The following is a 15,444-nucleotide window of genomic DNA, read 5'->3' as shown; positions in this document are numbered from 1 at the left end:
ATGGCGAGGCGCGGCGAGTTCGATCTTGTCCGGACACGCCTGGTCCCGCTGACCCGGAACCACAAGGCGGCGCTCGGTCTGAACGATGACGCCGCCGTGCTTGATCCACCAGCCGGTTGCGAGCTGGTGCTGGCCTGCGACACACTTGTCGCCGGTGTGCATTTTCTCCAGACCGATCCGCCGGAAGTGGCGGCCATGCGGGCGATGCGCAGCAATCTGTCCGACCTGGCCGCCATGGGGGCCGATCCGCTGGGTTATCTCAGCGCCATCGCCTGGCCCCGGGATATTGCGGAGACCTGGCAGGACCGGTTTCTGGCGGCCTGGGCCGGAGATCAGGAGCGCTTCGGCTGTGTCCTTCTCGGCGGCGACACAACCTCCACACCAGGTCCGTTGACCGTCACGCTGACCCTGATCGGCACCGTGCCGGACGGCCGGGCAGTGACGCGTGCAGGGGCCCGGGCGGGCGAGGATGTGTGGGTGTCCGGTTCGATCGGCGATGCGGCGTTGGGCCTCGCTGCCGCGCAGGACGAGGCCGGAGCTCCCGCCGCATTGCGGCATCGCTATGAGTGCCCCGAGCCGCGCCTGGCGCTCGGCCGGGCGCTGCGCGGGCTCGCCACCGCAGCCATCGACGTGTCAGACGGGCTGGTCGCCGATGCCCGGCACCTTGCCGGGGCCAGCGGGGTCGCGATGGAGATCGATGCGGAGGCGGTGCCGCTGTCGGCGGATGCCGGGACATGGCTGGAAAGTGCCGGTGAGCGCGGTCTGGTACGCCTCCTGACGGCGGGCGACGATTACGAGCTCCTCTTCACCGCTCCGGCCGAATGCCGCGGCGAGATCGACGCCCTGGCCGGAAGAGCCGGAGTGCCGCTGACCCGGATCGGGCATGCCGGCGAGGGCGAGGGTGTTCGCCTGCGCGACCGGTCGGGCCGGCCCGTGGAGGCCGGAGCCGGCGGGTTTACGCATTTTTGAGGCCGATCTGCCATCCTGGTCATGGATGGAGAAAGCCCGCATGCGTCTGATCCTGGCAATTCTGATGAGCCTTGTCCTGCAATCCGGTGCCCTGGCGCTGGGCGGCGGGGGCGGTGGCGGCGACGATCGCAGGTCGTCCGGCTCCGGCGGCGGTAACCGTTTCCTGCTCATTTTCAACCGGACCGAGGCCGACGGGGATGCCGAGCCGGAGGAGGAGATCGAGGATGACAGCGATCCGCGCGCCTTCACTTTGCCGGCCCTGGTCGTGCCCCTGTCGGTCGACGGGCGCCTGACCGGATTCGCCTATGTCAGCATGCGCCTGCGCGCGGCGGACGGACAGAATGTCTGGACCATGCAGGAGAATGCCCACTACGCGCTGGACGCCCTGGTTCGGGCGTCATACCGCACACCGGTCGGGGATGAGCGCGGCCAGGCGCTGAACCGCGAACGGGCCCTGGATGTGTGGCGCGGCGTCCTGCAGGACCTTTACGGCGCCAATGCAATCGACCGTCTGGAGATTCGCAGCGCGGACACGCGGCTCTTCGACCGCTGACATTCCGGCATTCGCTTTTCAACAGGCTGATTTTACAGATCAAAGACGGTCTGTTGCGCCGCCCTCATGACTTGGGCATAGTCCCCGCAACAACAATAAGAAGAAGCGGGGGACATGCAGAAGGTCGGCGTGGTTCTCACGCGTATGCTTCCCCCTTTTCCTTCCAAGACCAAAGCGAAGTGAAGAAACGGGGCTGGAAGCCATGAACATGCTTTTATTGGCCATTGCGGCAGCCGTGCTCGCCATCGTCTACGGGGTCGTTCAGACCCAGAGGCTGATGAGTGCGAGCGCGGGCACGGAGAAGATGCAGGAGATCGCATCGGCCATCCAGGAAGGCGCGAACGCATATCTCAAGCGCCAATACACCACCATCGCCATCGTCGGGATCGTCGTCTGTATCCTGATCGCCATCTTCCTGAGCTGGGAGGTCGCGCTCGGCTTCGCGGTCGGGGCCATCCTGTCCGGCGCTGCCGGCTTCATCGGCATGCTCGTCTCTGTGCGCGCCAATGTGCGCACCACCCAGGCGGCATCGACCAGTCTGGCGGCCGGCCTGAAGATCGCCTTCCGCTCCGGCGCGGTGACCGGCATGCTTGTGGCGGGTCTCGCCCTGCTCGGGGTCGCGGGCTATTACTGGATCCTGACCGGTGCGATGGGCCATGACAGTGCCAGCCGCACGGTGATCGACGCCCTTGTGGCGCTCGGCTTCGGGGCCTCTCTGATCTCGATCTTCGCCCGTCTGGGCGGCGGCATCTTCACCAAGGGTGCGGATGTCGGCGGTGACATGGTCGGCAAGATCGAGGCGGGCATTCCCGAAGACGATCCGCGCAACGCCGCGACCATCGCCGACAATGTGGGCGACAATGTCGGCGACTGTGCCGGCATGGCGGCCGACCTGTTCGAGACCTATGCCGTGACCGTCGTGGCCACCATGGTGCTGGCCTCGATCTTCTTTGCCGGCGAGCTGGGCACGACGATGATGATCTATCCGCTGGCGATCGCCGCGGTGTGCATCGTGACATCGATCATCGGCACCTTCTTCGTCTCGATGGGCAAGTCCAACAATGTCATGGGCGCCCTCTACAAGGGGCTGGTCGTGGCCGGCGTGCTGTCGATCGGCGGTCTCTGGCTGGTCACCCAGTACGCGCTTCCCGCGGGCATGGGCGAGATCGGCATGGTCGGCGAGCGTATGATCACGGGCCAGAACCTGTTCTTCTCGGGCATTATCGGCCTCATCGTGACGGCGGCGATCATCTGGGTCACCGAATACTATACCGGCACGGGCTTCCGGCCGGTGAAATCGGTCGCGCGGGCGTCCGAGTCGGGTCACGGCACGAATGTGATCCAGGGTCTGGCCGTGTCGCTGGAGGCGACCGCGCTTCCGGCGCTGATCATCATCGTCGGCATCGTTGCGACCTATAACCTGGCCGGCCTGTTCGGTATCGCCATCGCGGTGACCACCATGCTGGCGCTGGCCGGCATGATCGTTGCGCTCGACGCCTTCGGTCCGGTCACCGACAATGCCGGCGGGATTGCCGAGATGGCGGGGCTGGATGACAGCGTGCGCGAGACGACTGACACGCTGGATGCCGTGGGCAATACCACCAAGGCCGTGACCAAGGGCTATGCCATCGGGTCGGCCGGACTGGGCGCCCTGGTGCTGTTCGCCGCCTACACGACTGATGTCGAACACCTCCTGGGGATCGAGCCGAATTTCTCGCTCGAAAACCCCTATGTCATCGTCGGTCTGCTGTTCGGCGGGCTGTTGCCCTACCTGTTCGGCGGCATGTCGATGATGGCCGTGGGCCGTGCGGCTACGGCGGTCGTGGCCGAAGTGCGCCGGCAGTTCAAGGAAATCCCGGGCATCATGGAGTTCAAGGCCAAGCCTGACTACGGCAAGGCCGTGGACATCCTGACCAAGGCGGCGATCCGCGAAATGATCGTGCCCTCGCTGCTGCCCGTCCTGTCGCCGATCGTGCTGTACTTCGTGATCCTGGGTATTGCCGATCAGGCCTCAGCGCTCGCGGCGGTGGGCGCAATGCTGCTCGGTGTGATCGTCAACGGCCTGTTCGTCGCGGTCTCCATGACCGTTGGCGGCGGTGCCTGGGACAATGCCAAGAAATACATCGAAGACGGCCATCACGGCGGCAAGGGGTCGGAAGCCCACAAGGCCTCGGTGACGGGCGATACGGTGGGCGATCCCTACAAGGACACGGCCGGTCCGGCCGTGAACCCGATGATCAAGATCACGAATATCGTGGCATTGCTGCTGCTGGCCTTCCTGGCGAACGCCGCCTAGCAGACAATTGATCGTGAAACTGGAAAGCCCCGGTCGGTCAGGACCGGGGCTTTTTGTTTGCGCCTTGGCAGCTCCGGAAGAAAAAAGCCCCGGTGTTTCCACCGGGGCTCTCTTGCCGAATTCAATCTTGCGACTATTCGTTGCGGCGCGGGCCGCCGGCGCCGCCCGGCAGGTTCTGTTCGCCGCCGAACTGCTCGGAGGGCAGGCGGCCGACATTGCCGAGCACTTGTTCGAGGAAGGTGAGCTCGCGGCCGCGCGTCGGGGTTTCACGGCCGGCATAGGCGACCACGCGGCCGTCCTCGAGCGAGTATTCGTTGACTGCGGAGACCACGCCGGCATCGTCGAAGCTCACGGCGATGATGCGTCGGTCGCGCGTGACCGGGCGCAGATAGGCCAGGCTCTCGCGGGTCGAGGAAATATAATACCAGGTGTCCTGTTCGAACGTGCCGCGGGTCGAGGGATTGCCCAGACGGGCCAGGACGGTGTCCTGCGTGTCCTCGGCCGGGGTGATGTTGGGTTCTTCCTGGAGCGCATAGCGATAGCCGTGCGAGCGCAGGACCGGGTTGCACGCCGACACACCGGCTGCGCAGGCCAGAACCAGGAGGGGCAGGGCGAGGCGACGCTTCATCAAGTTCGAACTCCATCCGACAGGGCAGCCGCAGGCGGGCAGACGCGCCCTGTGACCGATGTCTTGACCTAACGAAGGCGGAGCTTAGCTTCAAGCGCCGATTGTTGGGAGCCCATAATCACATGTTTCACCGCCTGTTCGCTCCGAAGCCCGAAAAGCGTGCCGCCCGGGCGCTTCATGCCGCGATCGTGCGGGCTGCCCGCCAGCCCGCGCTGTATGGAGAGACTGGCGTCGACGACACGATCGAGGGCCGTTTCGAGCTCGTCGTGCTGCATACGGCACTGGTCGTGCTGGTGCTGCAGGCATCGGGCGGGGAGCGGGCCCGGTCGGTCAGTCAGGCCCTGTTCGACACGATGTTCGACGATTTCGATGCGGCGATGCGTGAACTCGGGGTCGGGGATTCGGCGGTCGGAAAGAAGATTCGCTTCATGGCCGAGGGGTTTTACGGCCGCACAACTGCACTCCGGGAGGCTCTGGAAGCAGATGATGACGGGGCTGCGCTGCGCAGCGTGCTGGCGCGAAACACGTTCGGCACGGAGACCCCGGATACACGTGCGGAACGCCTTGCCCTGTACGTCAAGTCGGCCGATGCGGCCCTGTCCCGGCAGGGTGCGGCGGCCCTGTGCGGCGGTGCGGAGCCTGCCTTTCCGGCGCCCTGATCGCGGTCTTGCCGCCTTGCATATCATCGACCATGGTCTAAGTTCCGCGGGCGTTCGGCGCCTGCCGCCTTTGCCAGGGACTGACAACCGCAGCTCATGACAGGTATTCCAACGATCTCAATAGACGCCATGGGGGGCGATCTCGGACCTCAGGCGGTTGTCGAGGGTATCGGAATTGCCCTGAAACGATGGCCGGACCGGCAGGCGAAATACCTCCTGCATGGAGACGAGGCCCAGCTGGCTCCGTTGCTGAAGGCCAATCCGAAAGTCGCGGCGGTTTGCGAGCTGCGGCACACAGCGACCCTCGTGCAGATGACCGACAAGCCCTCGGAGGCCGTCCGACGGGCGCGCGGTTCCTCGATGTGGAACGCCATCCAGTCGGTCAAGGCCGGCGAGGCGGGCGCCGTCGTTTCTTCGGGCAATACCGGCGCGCTGATGGCCATTTCCAAAGTTATCCTGCGCATGAAGAAGGGGGTGCATCGTCCTGCAATCTCAGCAAATTGGCCGACTCCCAAAGGGCATACCGTGGTTCTGGACGTCGGTGCGAATGTGCAGTGCGGTGCGACCCAGCTGGTCGAATTCGCCATTATGGGCGAGGCCTACCACCGGGCCGTTTTCGGCGGCGATGCGCCCAGCGTCGGCCTGTTGAATGTCGGCCAGGAAGAACTCAAGGGCAATGACACGGTGCGCGAGGCAGACCAGCTGATCCGCTCGTCCGGCCTGGATATCGCCTACAAGGGCTTCATCGAGGGCAATGATATCTCCGCTGGCGATATCGATGTCGTCGTTACCGACGGATTCACCGGCAATATCGCGCTCAAGACCGCCGAAGGCACGGCGCGCCTGGTGGCCGGCTGGGTGCGAGAGGCGCTGACAAGTTCCCTGCTCGCCAAACTTGCGGCCGGCCTGCTATCCTTGGGCGCGCTCGATCGCCTGCGCCAGCGTATGGATCCGCGCTATATCAACGGCGGTGTCCTCCTCGGTCTCAAGGGGATCGTGGTGAAAAGCCATGGCGGTGCCGACGGCGAAGGCTTCGCCTCCGCACTCGGTCTGGCCTATGTCATGGCAAAGAGTGATTTCATGGCGGAGATCCGCAAGAATCTCGACAAGTTTGCCCAGTTTGAAGAACAGGATGTCGCTGCGGCCTCATGACTGAGCGTTTGGCGCGTATTGCCGGTGTCGGGGCGTGGCTCCCCGACCGTATTCTCACCAATGACGAACTCTCGCGCATGGTGGATACCAGCGACAGCTGGATTCGCGAGCGTACGGGTATTCGCCAGCGTCATATCGCACCGGAAGGGGTGACGACCGCCGATCTGGCCGAACAGGCGGCGCGGCGCGCGCTCGACGATGCCGGCATTGCGCCGGAGGCGGTCGATCTGATCGTGGTCGCCACCACGACACCGGATTTCACCTTTCCCTCGGTGGGCACCATGCTGCAGGCGCGGCTGGGTGCCACGAAGGGCGCGGCATTCGACGTCCAGGCCGTGTGTACCGGCTTTGTCTATGCGCTTTCGGTCGCTGACAACATGATCGCGCGGGGCCAGGCCGGGACGGCCCTGGTGGTCGGCGCGGAGACGATGTCACGCATTCTCGACTGGACCGACCGGTCGACCTGTGTCCTGTTCGGCGACGGCGCGGGCGCGATGGTGCTGACGGCGGATCAAAGCTCCGACAATTCGGACGAGGCCCGAACCGGTATCCTTGGCACCTATTTGCGCTCGGACGGGCGTTTCAAGGACCTGCTCCATGTCGATGGCGGGCCGTCCTCGACCGGGACCGTGGGGCACCTGCGCATGATCGGCAACCAGGTCTTCCGGCACGCCATCACCAATATCGCGGAGTCGATGACCACGATCGCCGACAGGGCAGGCGTGGCGATCGCCGATATCGACTGGTTCGTGCCGCACCAGGCCAATCAGCGCATCCTGGAAGGCGTGGCCAAGCGCCTGTCGATCCCGACCGAGAAAGTGATCTCCACCGTGGCCGATCATGGCAATACCTCGGCGGCCTCGGTTCCGCTGGCTTTCGACCGGGCGGTTCAGGACGGGCGCATCAAGCGTGGCGACCTGGTTTTGATGGAAGCACTGGGTGGCGGTTTCACCTGGGGTGCCGCCCTGGCACGCTTCTAGCGCGTTATTTTCGCGATTATCGCATTTATCCAAGACCTTGGCGTTGACGATATGGGGGGTGCGGGCGTAGCCTATGCTCATCTATGAGGGGATGGCTATGTCGGACAAAACCTTAACGCGAGCAGATCTGGCTGAGGCGGTTTATCAGGAAGTCGGTCTGTCGCGGCAGGAGTCGGCGGATCTGGTGCAATCGGTCCTGACTCTGGTGTCGGACACGCTGGCCGAAGGCGAGAACGTGAAATTGTCCTCCTTCGGATCCTTCCTGTTGAGGGACAAACGGGGGCGTGTCGGGCGTAACCCGAAGACCGGTGTGGAAGTGCCGATTGAGGCGCGCCGCGTCCTGGTGTTCAAACCGTCGCAAGTCTTGAAGGAGCGCGTCGACTCGGCCCTGTCGAAGGATTAGGGGGCAGAGCCGGAGCTGACGCGGTATGAACATGTCGCTCAGCAAGAAATCGCCGGAAGCTTTCCGGACCATATCCGAGGCCGCCGAGGAAATCGGCGTTCCCGCCCATGTACTCCGTTTCTGGGAAAGCAAGTTTCCCCAGATCAGCCCCCTCAAACGGGCCGGCGGGCGGCGTTTCTACCGGCCCCAGGACCTGCAATTGCTGCGCGGCGTGAAACGCCTCCTCTACGAGGACGGTTTCACCATCAAGGGCGCCCGGAAATTCATCAAGGACAATGGCGTGGCCACCGTGATCGATCTCGGAGCCGGTGCGGCCGGGAAGGGTCCCCTGGCCGTCGATGCAGCCGACCGTGAAACGCCCGAACGCCCCCGGCCCGCCAGGCCGCGCCCGGCAGATGCGCCCCAGCGCCAGCTGGCAGACATTATCGACGAGCTGGAAGGCGCACGTGCCAAGCTGAAATCAGTGCTGGAACCGTAATCGCCGGCCCGGCGCAGTTTGCGCTGACGGGGCGGTTGCGGACCGGCAAACCTCACCCTATAACCGGCCTCCCCATCGGACGGGCCCGCCCGTCCAAACAAGAGTGTCGGAGCGTGGCGCAGCCCGGTTAGCGCACCGGTCTGGGGGACCGGGGGTCGCGAGTTCAAATCTCGCCGCTCCGACCATTTTTCTGCTGAAGAAGTGTCAAAGACGCCTGCTGATGTTCCACAGGGGTGGGCTCTTTCGGGAAAAACGGGGAGACGTGCCGGTTTTCGCCCTGAGGCACGATCGCGATCGCGCCGCCGGGGCGGTGTCCGTTTTGCTACCTATCTCCCCAGTGCCGCCTTCATCACATCCTTCATCGGCACGTCCGGGTTCACCAGATCGGCCTGATCCGGCTTGGCCCGCGCGGCGATCATTGCCTTGGCCGCCATGAAACCGTGCGCGTCATTGACGCAATCGGCGGCGATGAGGACGCCGTCCTTCAGATGGAAGAGCGAAAAATGACCGGCTTCGGTGTCGGCCGGGCGGCGGCGCAGCGTGGTGTCCTGCTGGCCGACAAGGCCGGCGGTCTGGAGTTTGAGATCGAACTGGTCGGACCAGAACCAGGGCACGTCCGGCCTCGGCGCAGGCGTGCCGCAGATGGCGGCAGCCGCGTGTTTGGCCTGTTCCAGCGCGTTGGGCACGGATTCCAGGCGCACGCGGGTGCCCGTCAGCCAGTTTTCCTGTTCCGCGCAATCGCCGATGGCGTAGATGGCCGGATCCGCCGTGCGGCATTCGGCATCGATCCGTATGCCGTTATCCGTGGCCAGGCCGGCCCCGGTCGCGATTTCCTGATTGGGCAGGATGCCGATGCCCACCAGCACACTGTCGCACTCGAACGAGCGCCCGTCGGCGAGCCGGACGGTCGCGACGCGCTTCTTGCCGCCGAACAGCCCGCCACCCTTGCCGGAGATTTCGGCGACCTGGGCGCCCAGTTCCACGGTGACGCCGTGAGCGCGGTGGGTGTCGAGATAGTATTGCGAGAGTTCGGGCACGGCGACGCGCGCGAGAAGCCGGTCCATCGCCTCGAAGACGACGGGTCTGGCGCCCAGTTTTTTCGCCACCGCGGCGGCTTCCAGGCCGATATAGCCGCCGCCTATAATGGCGATACGCTTGTCCGGCGTGACGTCCGCCCTGAGCTGATCGACATCGGCGATGGTGCGTAGATAGCGCACACCCTCCAGACCGGCGCCCGGCACGGGCAGGGTGCGCACCCGCGATCCGGTGGCCAGGACGAGATGGTCGTAATGTTCGGTGCGGCCATCGTCGAAAGCGACCGTCTTCGCCGAGCGGTCGATGGCCGTGGCGGTGACGCCCAGGCGCAGGTCGACGTTCTGGTCGGCCCAGGTTTCCCGCGGCTGCAGCCACAGCCGGTCCTCGCCGATCTCGCCGGCCAGATAGGCCTTGGAGAGGGGCGGGCGCTGATAGGGCGGGTGCGGTTCGGCCCCGGCGAGGAGGATGCGGCCGGTCCAGCCATTGCGCCGCAGCGAGGCTGCGCACTGGCCGCCGGCCTGGCCTGCACCCGCAATGATCACCGTCTGGTCCTCTCCCATGACCGTTTCGCTCCCGTTTTCCGTGTCGACCTGTGACATGATGGCGCGTCACTGCATGCCATGCGAGCCGAATATCAGCCGCTTTGCGTGGCGGAGTGAAGGCACCGTCTTGCCCCGGCGCCGGTTTGCGGTAGTTAGCGCGCATGGCCTACCACACCTCCACCACCAGCCGCGCCGTGTCGAACTGGCTGTTCATCGTTGCGGCATTCGTCATCGCCATGATCATTGTCGGCGGCACCACCCGCCTGACCGATAGCGGCCTGTCGATCACCGAGTGGAAGCCGATTTCCGGCGCCATTCCGCCGATCACGCAGGGCGACTGGGAGGCGGAATTCCGGCTCTACCAGCAGACCACCGAATTCCAGACCCAGAATTCCAGCATGACGCTGGACGAATTCCGTTTCATCTTCTGGTGGGAATGGGGTCACCGCCAGCTGGGCCGGACGATCGGACTCATCTTTTTCGTTCCCTTTGTCGTCTTCTGGATGCGCGGGCACCTGAGTGCGCGTCTCAAGCCGCGCCTGTTCGGCCTCTTCCTGCTGGGCGGCCTTCAGGGCGCGATCGGCTGGTGGATGGTCGCGTCAGGCCTCGTCGACCGCCTCGATGTCAGCCAGTACCGGCTGGCCACGCATCTGGGCATGGCCTTTGTCATTCTGGGGGTTACGATCTGGCTGGCGCTGGAGGCGAGGTTCGGCCCGCCGCCCATGCGCCGCGGCAAGCTGGCCGGAACCTCGGTTGCACTTCTGGGTCTGGTTTTCCTGCAGATCCTGCTGGGCGCCTTTGTGGCCGGGCTGGATGCGGGTCGTATCTACAACACCTGGCCCCTGATGAATGGCGAGCTGATCCCGGAAGACTATCTCGGCGGGATGGGGTTCCTTCAGGCCATGTTCGAGAGCCATGCCGCGGTGCAATTGCACCACCGCTGGACCGGTTATCTCGTGGCCCTGGCCGTGGCCGCCTATGCCGCGCTGATCTGGTTCGAGCCGCGTGTGTCGCTGAAACCCTTCATGGTGATCCTGCCGGCCCTGGTGACCGGCCAGATCGCACTGGGCATCGCCGCGCTGCTGGCGGTGGCGCCCCTGAGCCTCTCCCTGGCGCACCAGTTCGGCGCGGTTCTCCTGTTCATCGCCACCGTGTGCGCGGCCTGGACCGCGCGGCGGGCGGTATAGGAAAGCCTAACCCGCCTCGGCCGGCGCCGCGGCATTCTCGCCTGTGATCACCGCCCGTGCGAAGGCATCGCGGGAGATCACCTTGACGCGCTGGTCGGCAATATCGAACACGGCCAGCATGCCATTGGAATAGGCGGTAAAGCCGAAATCGGCGTGCGAGACCTCGATTGCACCCGGCCGGCCGATGCCCGGCGTCGACAGGCCGTCGACGACGTCGATATTCTCGCGCGCCGCAAGCGAGCGCGCGTCGAAGCTGCGCACGGTTTCACTGTTGCCGTCCGTCGCCAGGACCAGACGCGTGCCGGAAAACTCGCCGACGGTCAGCGACGTCGCTGTTGTCTGGGCTTCGGCCAGGATGGCGCCGTCGCCGGACAGGCGGGTCAGGCCGCCGGCCGGGCTGGCGGTATATATCTCGCCATCGAAAGCATCGCACTGGCGCGCCGGAGCGGGCAGGGGGAAGCTGCGCAGCGTCTGGACGGAGAGAACATCCTCGCCGGCATCGCGGACGCGCCAGACCTCGGCATTGGCGCCCGTGCCCAGCACGACCAGTTCCACAAAGCCCGGTCCCTCACGCAGCAGGCACAGCCCGGCCACGCCGTCCGCGCCCTGGGTCGTCTGCAGTGGCAGTTCCAGCACACGGGCACCGTCGCGCACGATGGCATAGCCGAAAACACTGTCATTGTCCGGCGAGGCACCGAAGACGAGCGGCAGCGACTCGCCGCGCAGTTCGAACCCCGGTGCGGCGGCAAGACCTGTCAGGCGGGCCCCGGCATGGCGGGTCTGCAGCTCGCCGTCGAGATTGAAGATGTCCAGCCCGCCTTCGCGCGGTGCCGAAACGACATAGCCCAGCGAGGGCGCATCCGCGTCAGGCAGGAAGGTCAGTGCGCCGGCACCGCCATCGACGCCGGTAAAGGCGGCCGTCACCAGCACTTCCAGCGTGTTCTCCGCGGCCGTTTCGGGCAGGCCTTCGCCCGGGTCTTCGGCCGGGTCGGCACAGGCCGCCAGCGCAAGCAGGCCGGCTCCTAGCGTGAACGCGCCGGCCAGGGACCGCGCACCGCGAACGTGCGTCCGGGACCGTCTTGCACATTGAAGAACAGGGTCGAACCGTCGGGACTGAAACATGGACCGCAAATCTCGCTGTTTTCGGGATGGGCATTTCGGCCGATGGTATACACCTCGCCCGCGGGCGTCACGCCGCGGATGTACTGGTCGGCATCGCCATCCTCGACCACGATCAGATCGCCCCAGGGCGCCACGCATAGATTGTCGCAATTCTCCATCACCGCGCCGTCATGGCTCTCGAAGAAGAGCTGCAGGCGGCCGCCGTTTTCATCCGGCTGGTAGCGCCAGATCTGGCCCAGCCGTTCCGGTCCGCCATCGGTGCAGGCGAAATAGCATTCGTCCTCGCCCCACCAGATGCCTTCGCCGCGGGTGAATTGCGCCGCACCGGCGGCGAAACCGCGCAGCGCCAGATCGGCCTCGGGCGCCTCCACATCGTCAAGGTCGACCCATTCCACATCCATCCACTCGCCCGGGCGGATACGGGACCGGGTCCAGTTGCGCAGGTCGAGGCCGGGCTGGCCGCGAACGGCCAGCGCCTGCAGGCGCCCGCCTTCGGCATAGCGCTGCGCGACACGGGGGATGAAACGGTAGAAGAGGCAGAGGTCGTAGCGGTCCTCGGTCTGATAGGCGATCGAGGTTGCCGGATCGACCGCCACCGCCTCGTGGCGGAAGCGGCCCATCGCCTTGAGCGGAACGGGATCCACAAGCCCCGTGGCATCGTGCGGCACTTCGAAGACATAGCCGTGCTCGACGTGAGCACCGTCGCCGGCATTGCGTTCGGTCTCCTCGCAGGTCAGCCAGCTGCCCCAGGGCGTGGGCCCGCCCGCGCAATTATTCTCCGTGCCGGCCAGCGACAGGAATTGCGCCTCCACGGCCAGTGTCTGCGGGTCCAGCACGATGTGCGTCGTGCCGCCCAGATGCGGCGTGTCGCGGTCTGCCCAGTCGTGCACACGCTCGCGATCGATCAGGACGAGCCCGGCAGCATCGGCCCCGTAGGGGGATTTTGCGGTCTCGTGCGCCCGCAGCTCGTGATTCCGCACCAGGACGATGCGGCCATCGGCGCGCTGGAAACAGGCCATGCCGTCCAGATCCCCCGGTACGACCAGCCCGTCGCTCATTGCATCGCCGGCGGTGGAAATGACGTCATAGGAGAAACCGTCCGGCAGGTCGAACAGCCCCGCCGGATCGGCCTGCAGGGGGCCGAAGCCGTCGACCTGGTTGAGAAAGCCCTGGATCTCACTGCGCTCCTGGGCAGCCGCAAGTGTCGACAGACCGGAGAAGGCCAGCGATGTGGCGGCGGTGCTGCGCAGGAAATGGCGGCGTGAGAGGGGCATGGTACGACTCCGGCAATTGAAAACAGGGTGGGAATACAATGGCTTCGCGACGCGATTATGACACGGTGGAGCAATGCGGTATCATTTAACCGCATCAATAGGTGTATAAAAATACAGCCGGAATTCGACACTTTCTTGACGGGAGTGAAAATCGCCTCTAAACGGCGCGCTCGAATTCAACCCGAGCCCAAAAGGCCTGAGGCAGGATTATTATGAAGACCTATTCCGTTAAACCGGCGGATGTCGAAAAGAAGTGGGTCGTGATTGACGCAGAGGGGGCCGTTGTCGGCCGCCTGGCGGCTTATATCGCGATGCGCCTGCGCGGCAAGCACCGTCCGGACTATACCCCCCATGTCGACATGGGCGACAATGTCATCGTCGTGAACGCCGAGAAGGTCGTCTTCACCGGCCGCAAGCGCGACGACAAGCGCTATTACCGGCACACCGGCCATCCCGGCGGCATCAAGGAAACCTCTCCGGCGAAACTGCTGGACGGGCGTTTCCCGGAACGCGTCGTCGAGAAGGCCGTTCAGCGCATGCTGCCGAAAGACAGCTCGCTGGCGCGCCAGCAATTCTCGAACCTGCGCGTTTATGCCGGTCCCGACCACAAGCACGAGGCCCAGCAGCCCGAAGTGGTCGATTTCAAGTCCCTGAACTCCAAGAATTCGCGAGGCTGATATGAGTGAAGAAGCCCGCTCGCTCGAAGACCTGAAGGACGTCATGAAAGACGCCGGCGACACTGCCGTGGTCGCCGAGGACGCCGTTCCGGCCGAGCCCCAAATCGACGAACATGGCCGTTCCTACGCCACCGGCAAGCGCAAGAATGCGGTCGCCCGCGTGTGGATCAAGCGCGGCAATGGCAAGATCACGGTCAACGGCAAGGACCAGGAACAGTATTTCGCGCGTCCGGTCCTGCGCATGCTGCTGCAGCAGCCGCTGGAAACCGCCGAGCGCAAGGACGAGTTCGACATCGTCGCCACCGTGACCGGCGGCGGTCTGTCCGGCCAGGCCGGTGCCGTGCGTCACGGCATCTCCAAGGCCCTGACGCTGTTCGAACCGGGCCTGCGCCCTGTCTTGAAGGCCAATGGCTTCCTGACCCGCGACAGCCGTGTGGTCGAGCGCAAGAAGTACGGCCGCAAGAAGGCCCGCCGCAGCTTCCAGTTCTCGAAGCGCTAAGGCTGTCCGGCCTATCGGAATGCAAGACGGGCGGTGCTGCATGGCACCGCCCGTTTTCGTTTCAGGACGCCCATCGGGCCTTGAGCTCCTCCGCCAGCGTATCGAATACCAGCCTGATCTTGCGGCTGGTGTTGAGTTCGCGGTGCGTGACCAGCCAGACCGGGACGGGTATCGGGGGCAGGGCCGGATAGACCGGCTCGAGATCGGGGTAGAAGGCCAGCATGTCCCGGGTCACGAATCCGAGTCCGAAACCGCGCTGGATCAGGGCGATATAGGCCGGTCCGCTCTGGGATGTGACGCGAAAATTCTCCGGTGTCAGATCCAAGCCGAGATCGCGGACAAACTCCAGTATGCGCGGACCGCGCTCGAATCCGACAAAGTCCAGACGGGATACGTCTTCCGCAGTTTGCGGTCTGCCGACCCGGTCGAGATAACTCGGCGCACCATAAAGACCGGCTGTCGTTTCGCCCAGCAGTCGCGCAATCAGGTCGGGTTGTTCGGGCCGGCCATGCCGGATGGCGATATCGGCCTCGCGCTTGGTCAGATCGTGTACGGTATTCGAGGCGATGATCTCGATCTGGAGCTTGGGAGCGAGGGCGCGCAGCCGCTCCAGCACCGGCGGCAGAAGATGGGTTGCCACTATGTCGGTTGATGTGATCGAGACAAACCCCTCGACCGACTGGGCCTGCCCCGATGCCGTCAGCGAGACACGCTGGGCCGCTTCGCCCATGGCGCGTACATGATCGATGAGTTCGAGCGCTGCTCCGGTTGGCCGCATGCTGCGCCGGCCGCGCTCGAACAGGGTGATGCCGAGATCCTCCTCCAGCGCGGTAATCTGGCGCGACAAGGTCGGCTGGGTCTGTCCCAGCGCCCGCGCGGCGGCGGAAAAGGAACCTTCCTCGACAGTCGCGAGAAAGGCGCGGATCTGGTTCCAGTCAAAGGCGACACTCTGCCAGTTCATGATTTTTCGTATATCAGTTCGAGGAAAAT

16 protein-coding genes and 1 tRNA gene are annotated in these 15,444 nt (G+C 65.0%); 12 read left to right on the top strand and 5 right to left on the bottom strand.

All coding sequences use genetic code 11. The annotated features are described in order from the left end of the window. The 3 genes from thiL to Q1U94_RS06725 all read left to right on the top strand — a co-directional run bounded on the left by thiL (position 1) and on the right by Q1U94_RS06725 (position 3,818). Positions 1-969: a thiamine-phosphate kinase gene (gene thiL, locus Q1U94_RS06735; RefSeq protein ID WP_300542891.1), complete on the top strand. Its 969-nt coding sequence runs from the start codon at positions 1-3 to the stop codon at positions 967-969. A gap of 40 nt (positions 970-1,009) precedes the next feature. Further along, positions 1,010-1,522: a hypothetical protein gene (locus Q1U94_RS06730; protein WP_300542890.1), complete on the top strand. Its 513-nt coding sequence runs from the start codon at positions 1,010-1,012 to the stop codon at positions 1,520-1,522. A gap of 202 nt (positions 1,523-1,724) precedes the next feature. Continuing rightward, complete coding sequence (locus tag Q1U94_RS06725) at positions 1,725-3,818, top strand: sodium-translocating pyrophosphatase (RefSeq protein WP_300542889.1); 2,094 nt, start codon at positions 1,725-1,727, stop codon at positions 3,816-3,818. 133 nt (positions 3,819-3,951) lie between these two features. Here the strand turns inward: Q1U94_RS06725 and bamE are convergent, their stop codons facing one another. Then, positions 3,952-4,446, bottom strand: a complete 495-nt coding sequence (bamE, locus tag Q1U94_RS06720) for an outer membrane protein assembly factor BamE (protein WP_300542887.1) — start codon at positions 4,444-4,446, stop codon at positions 3,952-3,954. 122 nt (positions 4,447-4,568) lie between these two features. Between bamE and Q1U94_RS06715 the strand changes: the two genes are divergently transcribed. The 6 genes from Q1U94_RS06715 (at position 4,569) to Q1U94_RS06690 (ending at position 8,303) form a co-directional block, all read left to right on the top strand. Next, positions 4,569-5,105 carry a ubiquinol-cytochrome C chaperone family protein gene (locus Q1U94_RS06715; protein WP_300542886.1) on the top strand — a complete coding sequence of 179 codons (537 nt, stop codon included), beginning with the start codon at positions 4,569-4,571 and terminating at the stop codon, positions 5,103-5,105. A gap of 96 nt (positions 5,106-5,201) precedes the next feature. After that, positions 5,202-6,257: a phosphate acyltransferase PlsX gene (gene plsX / locus Q1U94_RS06710; protein ID WP_300542885.1), complete on the top strand. Its 1,056-nt coding sequence runs from the start codon at positions 5,202-5,204 to the stop codon at positions 6,255-6,257. Continuing rightward, positions 6,254-7,237, top strand: coding sequence for a beta-ketoacyl-ACP synthase III (locus Q1U94_RS06705; protein WP_300542883.1), 984 nt, complete (start codon positions 6,254-6,256; stop codon positions 7,235-7,237). The genes plsX and Q1U94_RS06705 overlap by 4 nt, the downstream gene beginning before the upstream one ends. A 97-nt stretch (positions 7,238-7,334) precedes the next feature. Beyond that, entirely contained in the window at positions 7,335-7,640 is a 306-nt protein-coding gene (locus Q1U94_RS06700; protein ID WP_300542882.1) for an integration host factor subunit alpha, read from the top strand. Between the two features lie 25 nt (positions 7,641-7,665). After that, positions 7,666-8,118: a MerR family transcriptional regulator gene (locus Q1U94_RS06695; protein WP_300542881.1), complete on the top strand. Its 453-nt coding sequence runs from the start codon at positions 7,666-7,668 to the stop codon at positions 8,116-8,118. Between the two features lie 107 nt (positions 8,119-8,225). Beyond that, positions 8,226-8,303: transfer RNA gene (locus Q1U94_RS06690), tRNA-Pro, on the top strand. A 141-nt stretch (positions 8,304-8,444) separates the two neighbouring features. Here the strand turns inward: Q1U94_RS06690 and Q1U94_RS06685 are convergent. Beyond that, on the bottom strand, positions 8,445-9,752 hold the full coding sequence (locus Q1U94_RS06685; protein WP_300542880.1) for an FAD-dependent oxidoreductase: 1,308 nt from the start codon (positions 9,750-9,752) through the stop codon (positions 8,445-8,447). Between the two features lie 104 nt (positions 9,753-9,856). Between Q1U94_RS06685 and Q1U94_RS06680 the strand changes: the two genes are divergently transcribed. Next, the gene (locus Q1U94_RS06680; RefSeq protein WP_300542879.1) at positions 9,857-10,882 is read left to right on the top strand and encodes a COX15/CtaA family protein; all 1,026 of its coding nucleotides are present in this window, start codon (positions 9,857-9,859) and stop codon (positions 10,880-10,882) included. A 6-nt stretch (positions 10,883-10,888) separates the two neighbouring features. Here Q1U94_RS06680 and Q1U94_RS06675 read toward each other — a convergent pair whose 3' ends face one another. Both Q1U94_RS06675 and Q1U94_RS06670 read right to left on the bottom strand, forming a co-directional pair. Beyond that, positions 10,889-12,004: a hypothetical protein gene (locus tag Q1U94_RS06675; protein WP_300542878.1), complete on the bottom strand. Its 1,116-nt coding sequence runs from the start codon at positions 12,002-12,004 to the stop codon at positions 10,889-10,891. Then, a complete protein-coding gene (locus tag Q1U94_RS06670) occupies positions 11,905-13,278 on the bottom strand; it encodes an alkaline phosphatase PhoX (RefSeq protein WP_300542876.1) in 1,374 nt (457 codons plus the stop codon). The genes Q1U94_RS06675 and Q1U94_RS06670 overlap by 100 nt, the downstream gene beginning before the upstream one ends. 212 nt (positions 13,279-13,490) lie before the next feature. Between Q1U94_RS06670 and rplM the strand changes: the two genes are divergently transcribed. Beyond that, the gene (rplM, locus tag Q1U94_RS06665; RefSeq protein WP_300542875.1) at positions 13,491-13,955 is read left to right on the top strand and encodes a 50S ribosomal protein L13; all 465 of its coding nucleotides are present in this window, start codon (positions 13,491-13,493) and stop codon (positions 13,953-13,955) included. Between the two features lies 1 nt (position 13,956). Then, positions 13,957-14,454: a 30S ribosomal protein S9 gene (rpsI, locus tag Q1U94_RS06660; RefSeq protein ID WP_300542874.1), complete on the top strand. Its 498-nt coding sequence runs from the start codon at positions 13,957-13,959 to the stop codon at positions 14,452-14,454. 61 nt (positions 14,455-14,515) lie between these two features. Here rpsI and Q1U94_RS06655 read toward each other — a convergent pair whose 3' ends face one another. Next, complete coding sequence (locus Q1U94_RS06655) at positions 14,516-15,415, bottom strand: LysR family transcriptional regulator (protein ID WP_300542872.1); 900 nt, start codon at positions 15,413-15,415, stop codon at positions 14,516-14,518. Positions 15,416-15,444: the final 29 nt, after the last annotated feature.

It is taken from the genome of Maricaulis sp. (genome assembly GCF_030149515.1).
In the GTDB taxonomy this organism is placed as follows: Bacteria; Pseudomonadota; Alphaproteobacteria; order Caulobacterales; family Maricaulaceae; genus Maricaulis.
The sequence above is the reverse complement of the archived record's forward strand: the minus strand, read 5'-3'. Positions and strand labels throughout refer to the sequence as shown.

Bases quoted from the DNA above. Each gene is read 5' to 3' on its own strand.
- thiL (WP_300542891.1), top strand. From the start codon at position 1: ATGGCGAGGCGCGGCGAGTTCGATCTTGTCCGGACACGCCTGGTCCCG.
- Q1U94_RS06730 (WP_300542890.1), top strand. From the start codon at position 1,010: ATGCGTCTGATCCTGGCAATTCTGATGAGCCTTGTCCTGCAATCCGGT.
- Q1U94_RS06725 (WP_300542889.1), top strand. From the start codon at position 1,725: ATGAACATGCTTTTATTGGCCATTGCGGCAGCCGTGCTCGCCATCGTC.
- bamE (WP_300542887.1), bottom strand. From the start codon at position 4,446: ATGAAGCGTCGCCTCGCCCTGCCCCTCCTGGTTCTGGCCTGCGCAGCC.
- Q1U94_RS06715 (WP_300542886.1), top strand. From the start codon at position 4,569: ATGTTTCACCGCCTGTTCGCTCCGAAGCCCGAAAAGCGTGCCGCCCGG.
- plsX (WP_300542885.1), top strand. From the start codon at position 5,202: ATGACAGGTATTCCAACGATCTCAATAGACGCCATGGGGGGCGATCTC.
- Q1U94_RS06705 (WP_300542883.1), top strand. From the start codon at position 6,254: ATGACTGAGCGTTTGGCGCGTATTGCCGGTGTCGGGGCGTGGCTCCCC.
- Q1U94_RS06700 (WP_300542882.1), top strand. From the start codon at position 7,335: ATGTCGGACAAAACCTTAACGCGAGCAGATCTGGCTGAGGCGGTTTAT.
- Q1U94_RS06695 (WP_300542881.1), top strand. From the start codon at position 7,666: ATGAACATGTCGCTCAGCAAGAAATCGCCGGAAGCTTTCCGGACCATA.
- Q1U94_RS06685 (WP_300542880.1), bottom strand. From the start codon at position 9,752: ATGTCACAGGTCGACACGGAAAACGGGAGCGAAACGGTCATGGGAGAG.
- Q1U94_RS06680 (WP_300542879.1), top strand. From the start codon at position 9,857: ATGGCCTACCACACCTCCACCACCAGCCGCGCCGTGTCGAACTGGCTG.
- Q1U94_RS06675 (WP_300542878.1), bottom strand. From the start codon at position 12,004: ATGTTTCAGTCCCGACGGTTCGACCCTGTTCTTCAATGTGCAAGACGG.
- Q1U94_RS06670 (WP_300542876.1), bottom strand. From the start codon at position 13,278: ATGCCCCTCTCACGCCGCCATTTCCTGCGCAGCACCGCCGCCACATCG.
- rplM (WP_300542875.1), top strand. From the start codon at position 13,491: ATGAAGACCTATTCCGTTAAACCGGCGGATGTCGAAAAGAAGTGGGTC.
- rpsI (WP_300542874.1), top strand. From the start codon at position 13,957: ATGAGTGAAGAAGCCCGCTCGCTCGAAGACCTGAAGGACGTCATGAAA.
- Q1U94_RS06655 (WP_300542872.1), bottom strand. From the start codon at position 15,415: ATGAACTGGCAGAGTGTCGCCTTTGACTGGAACCAGATCCGCGCCTTT.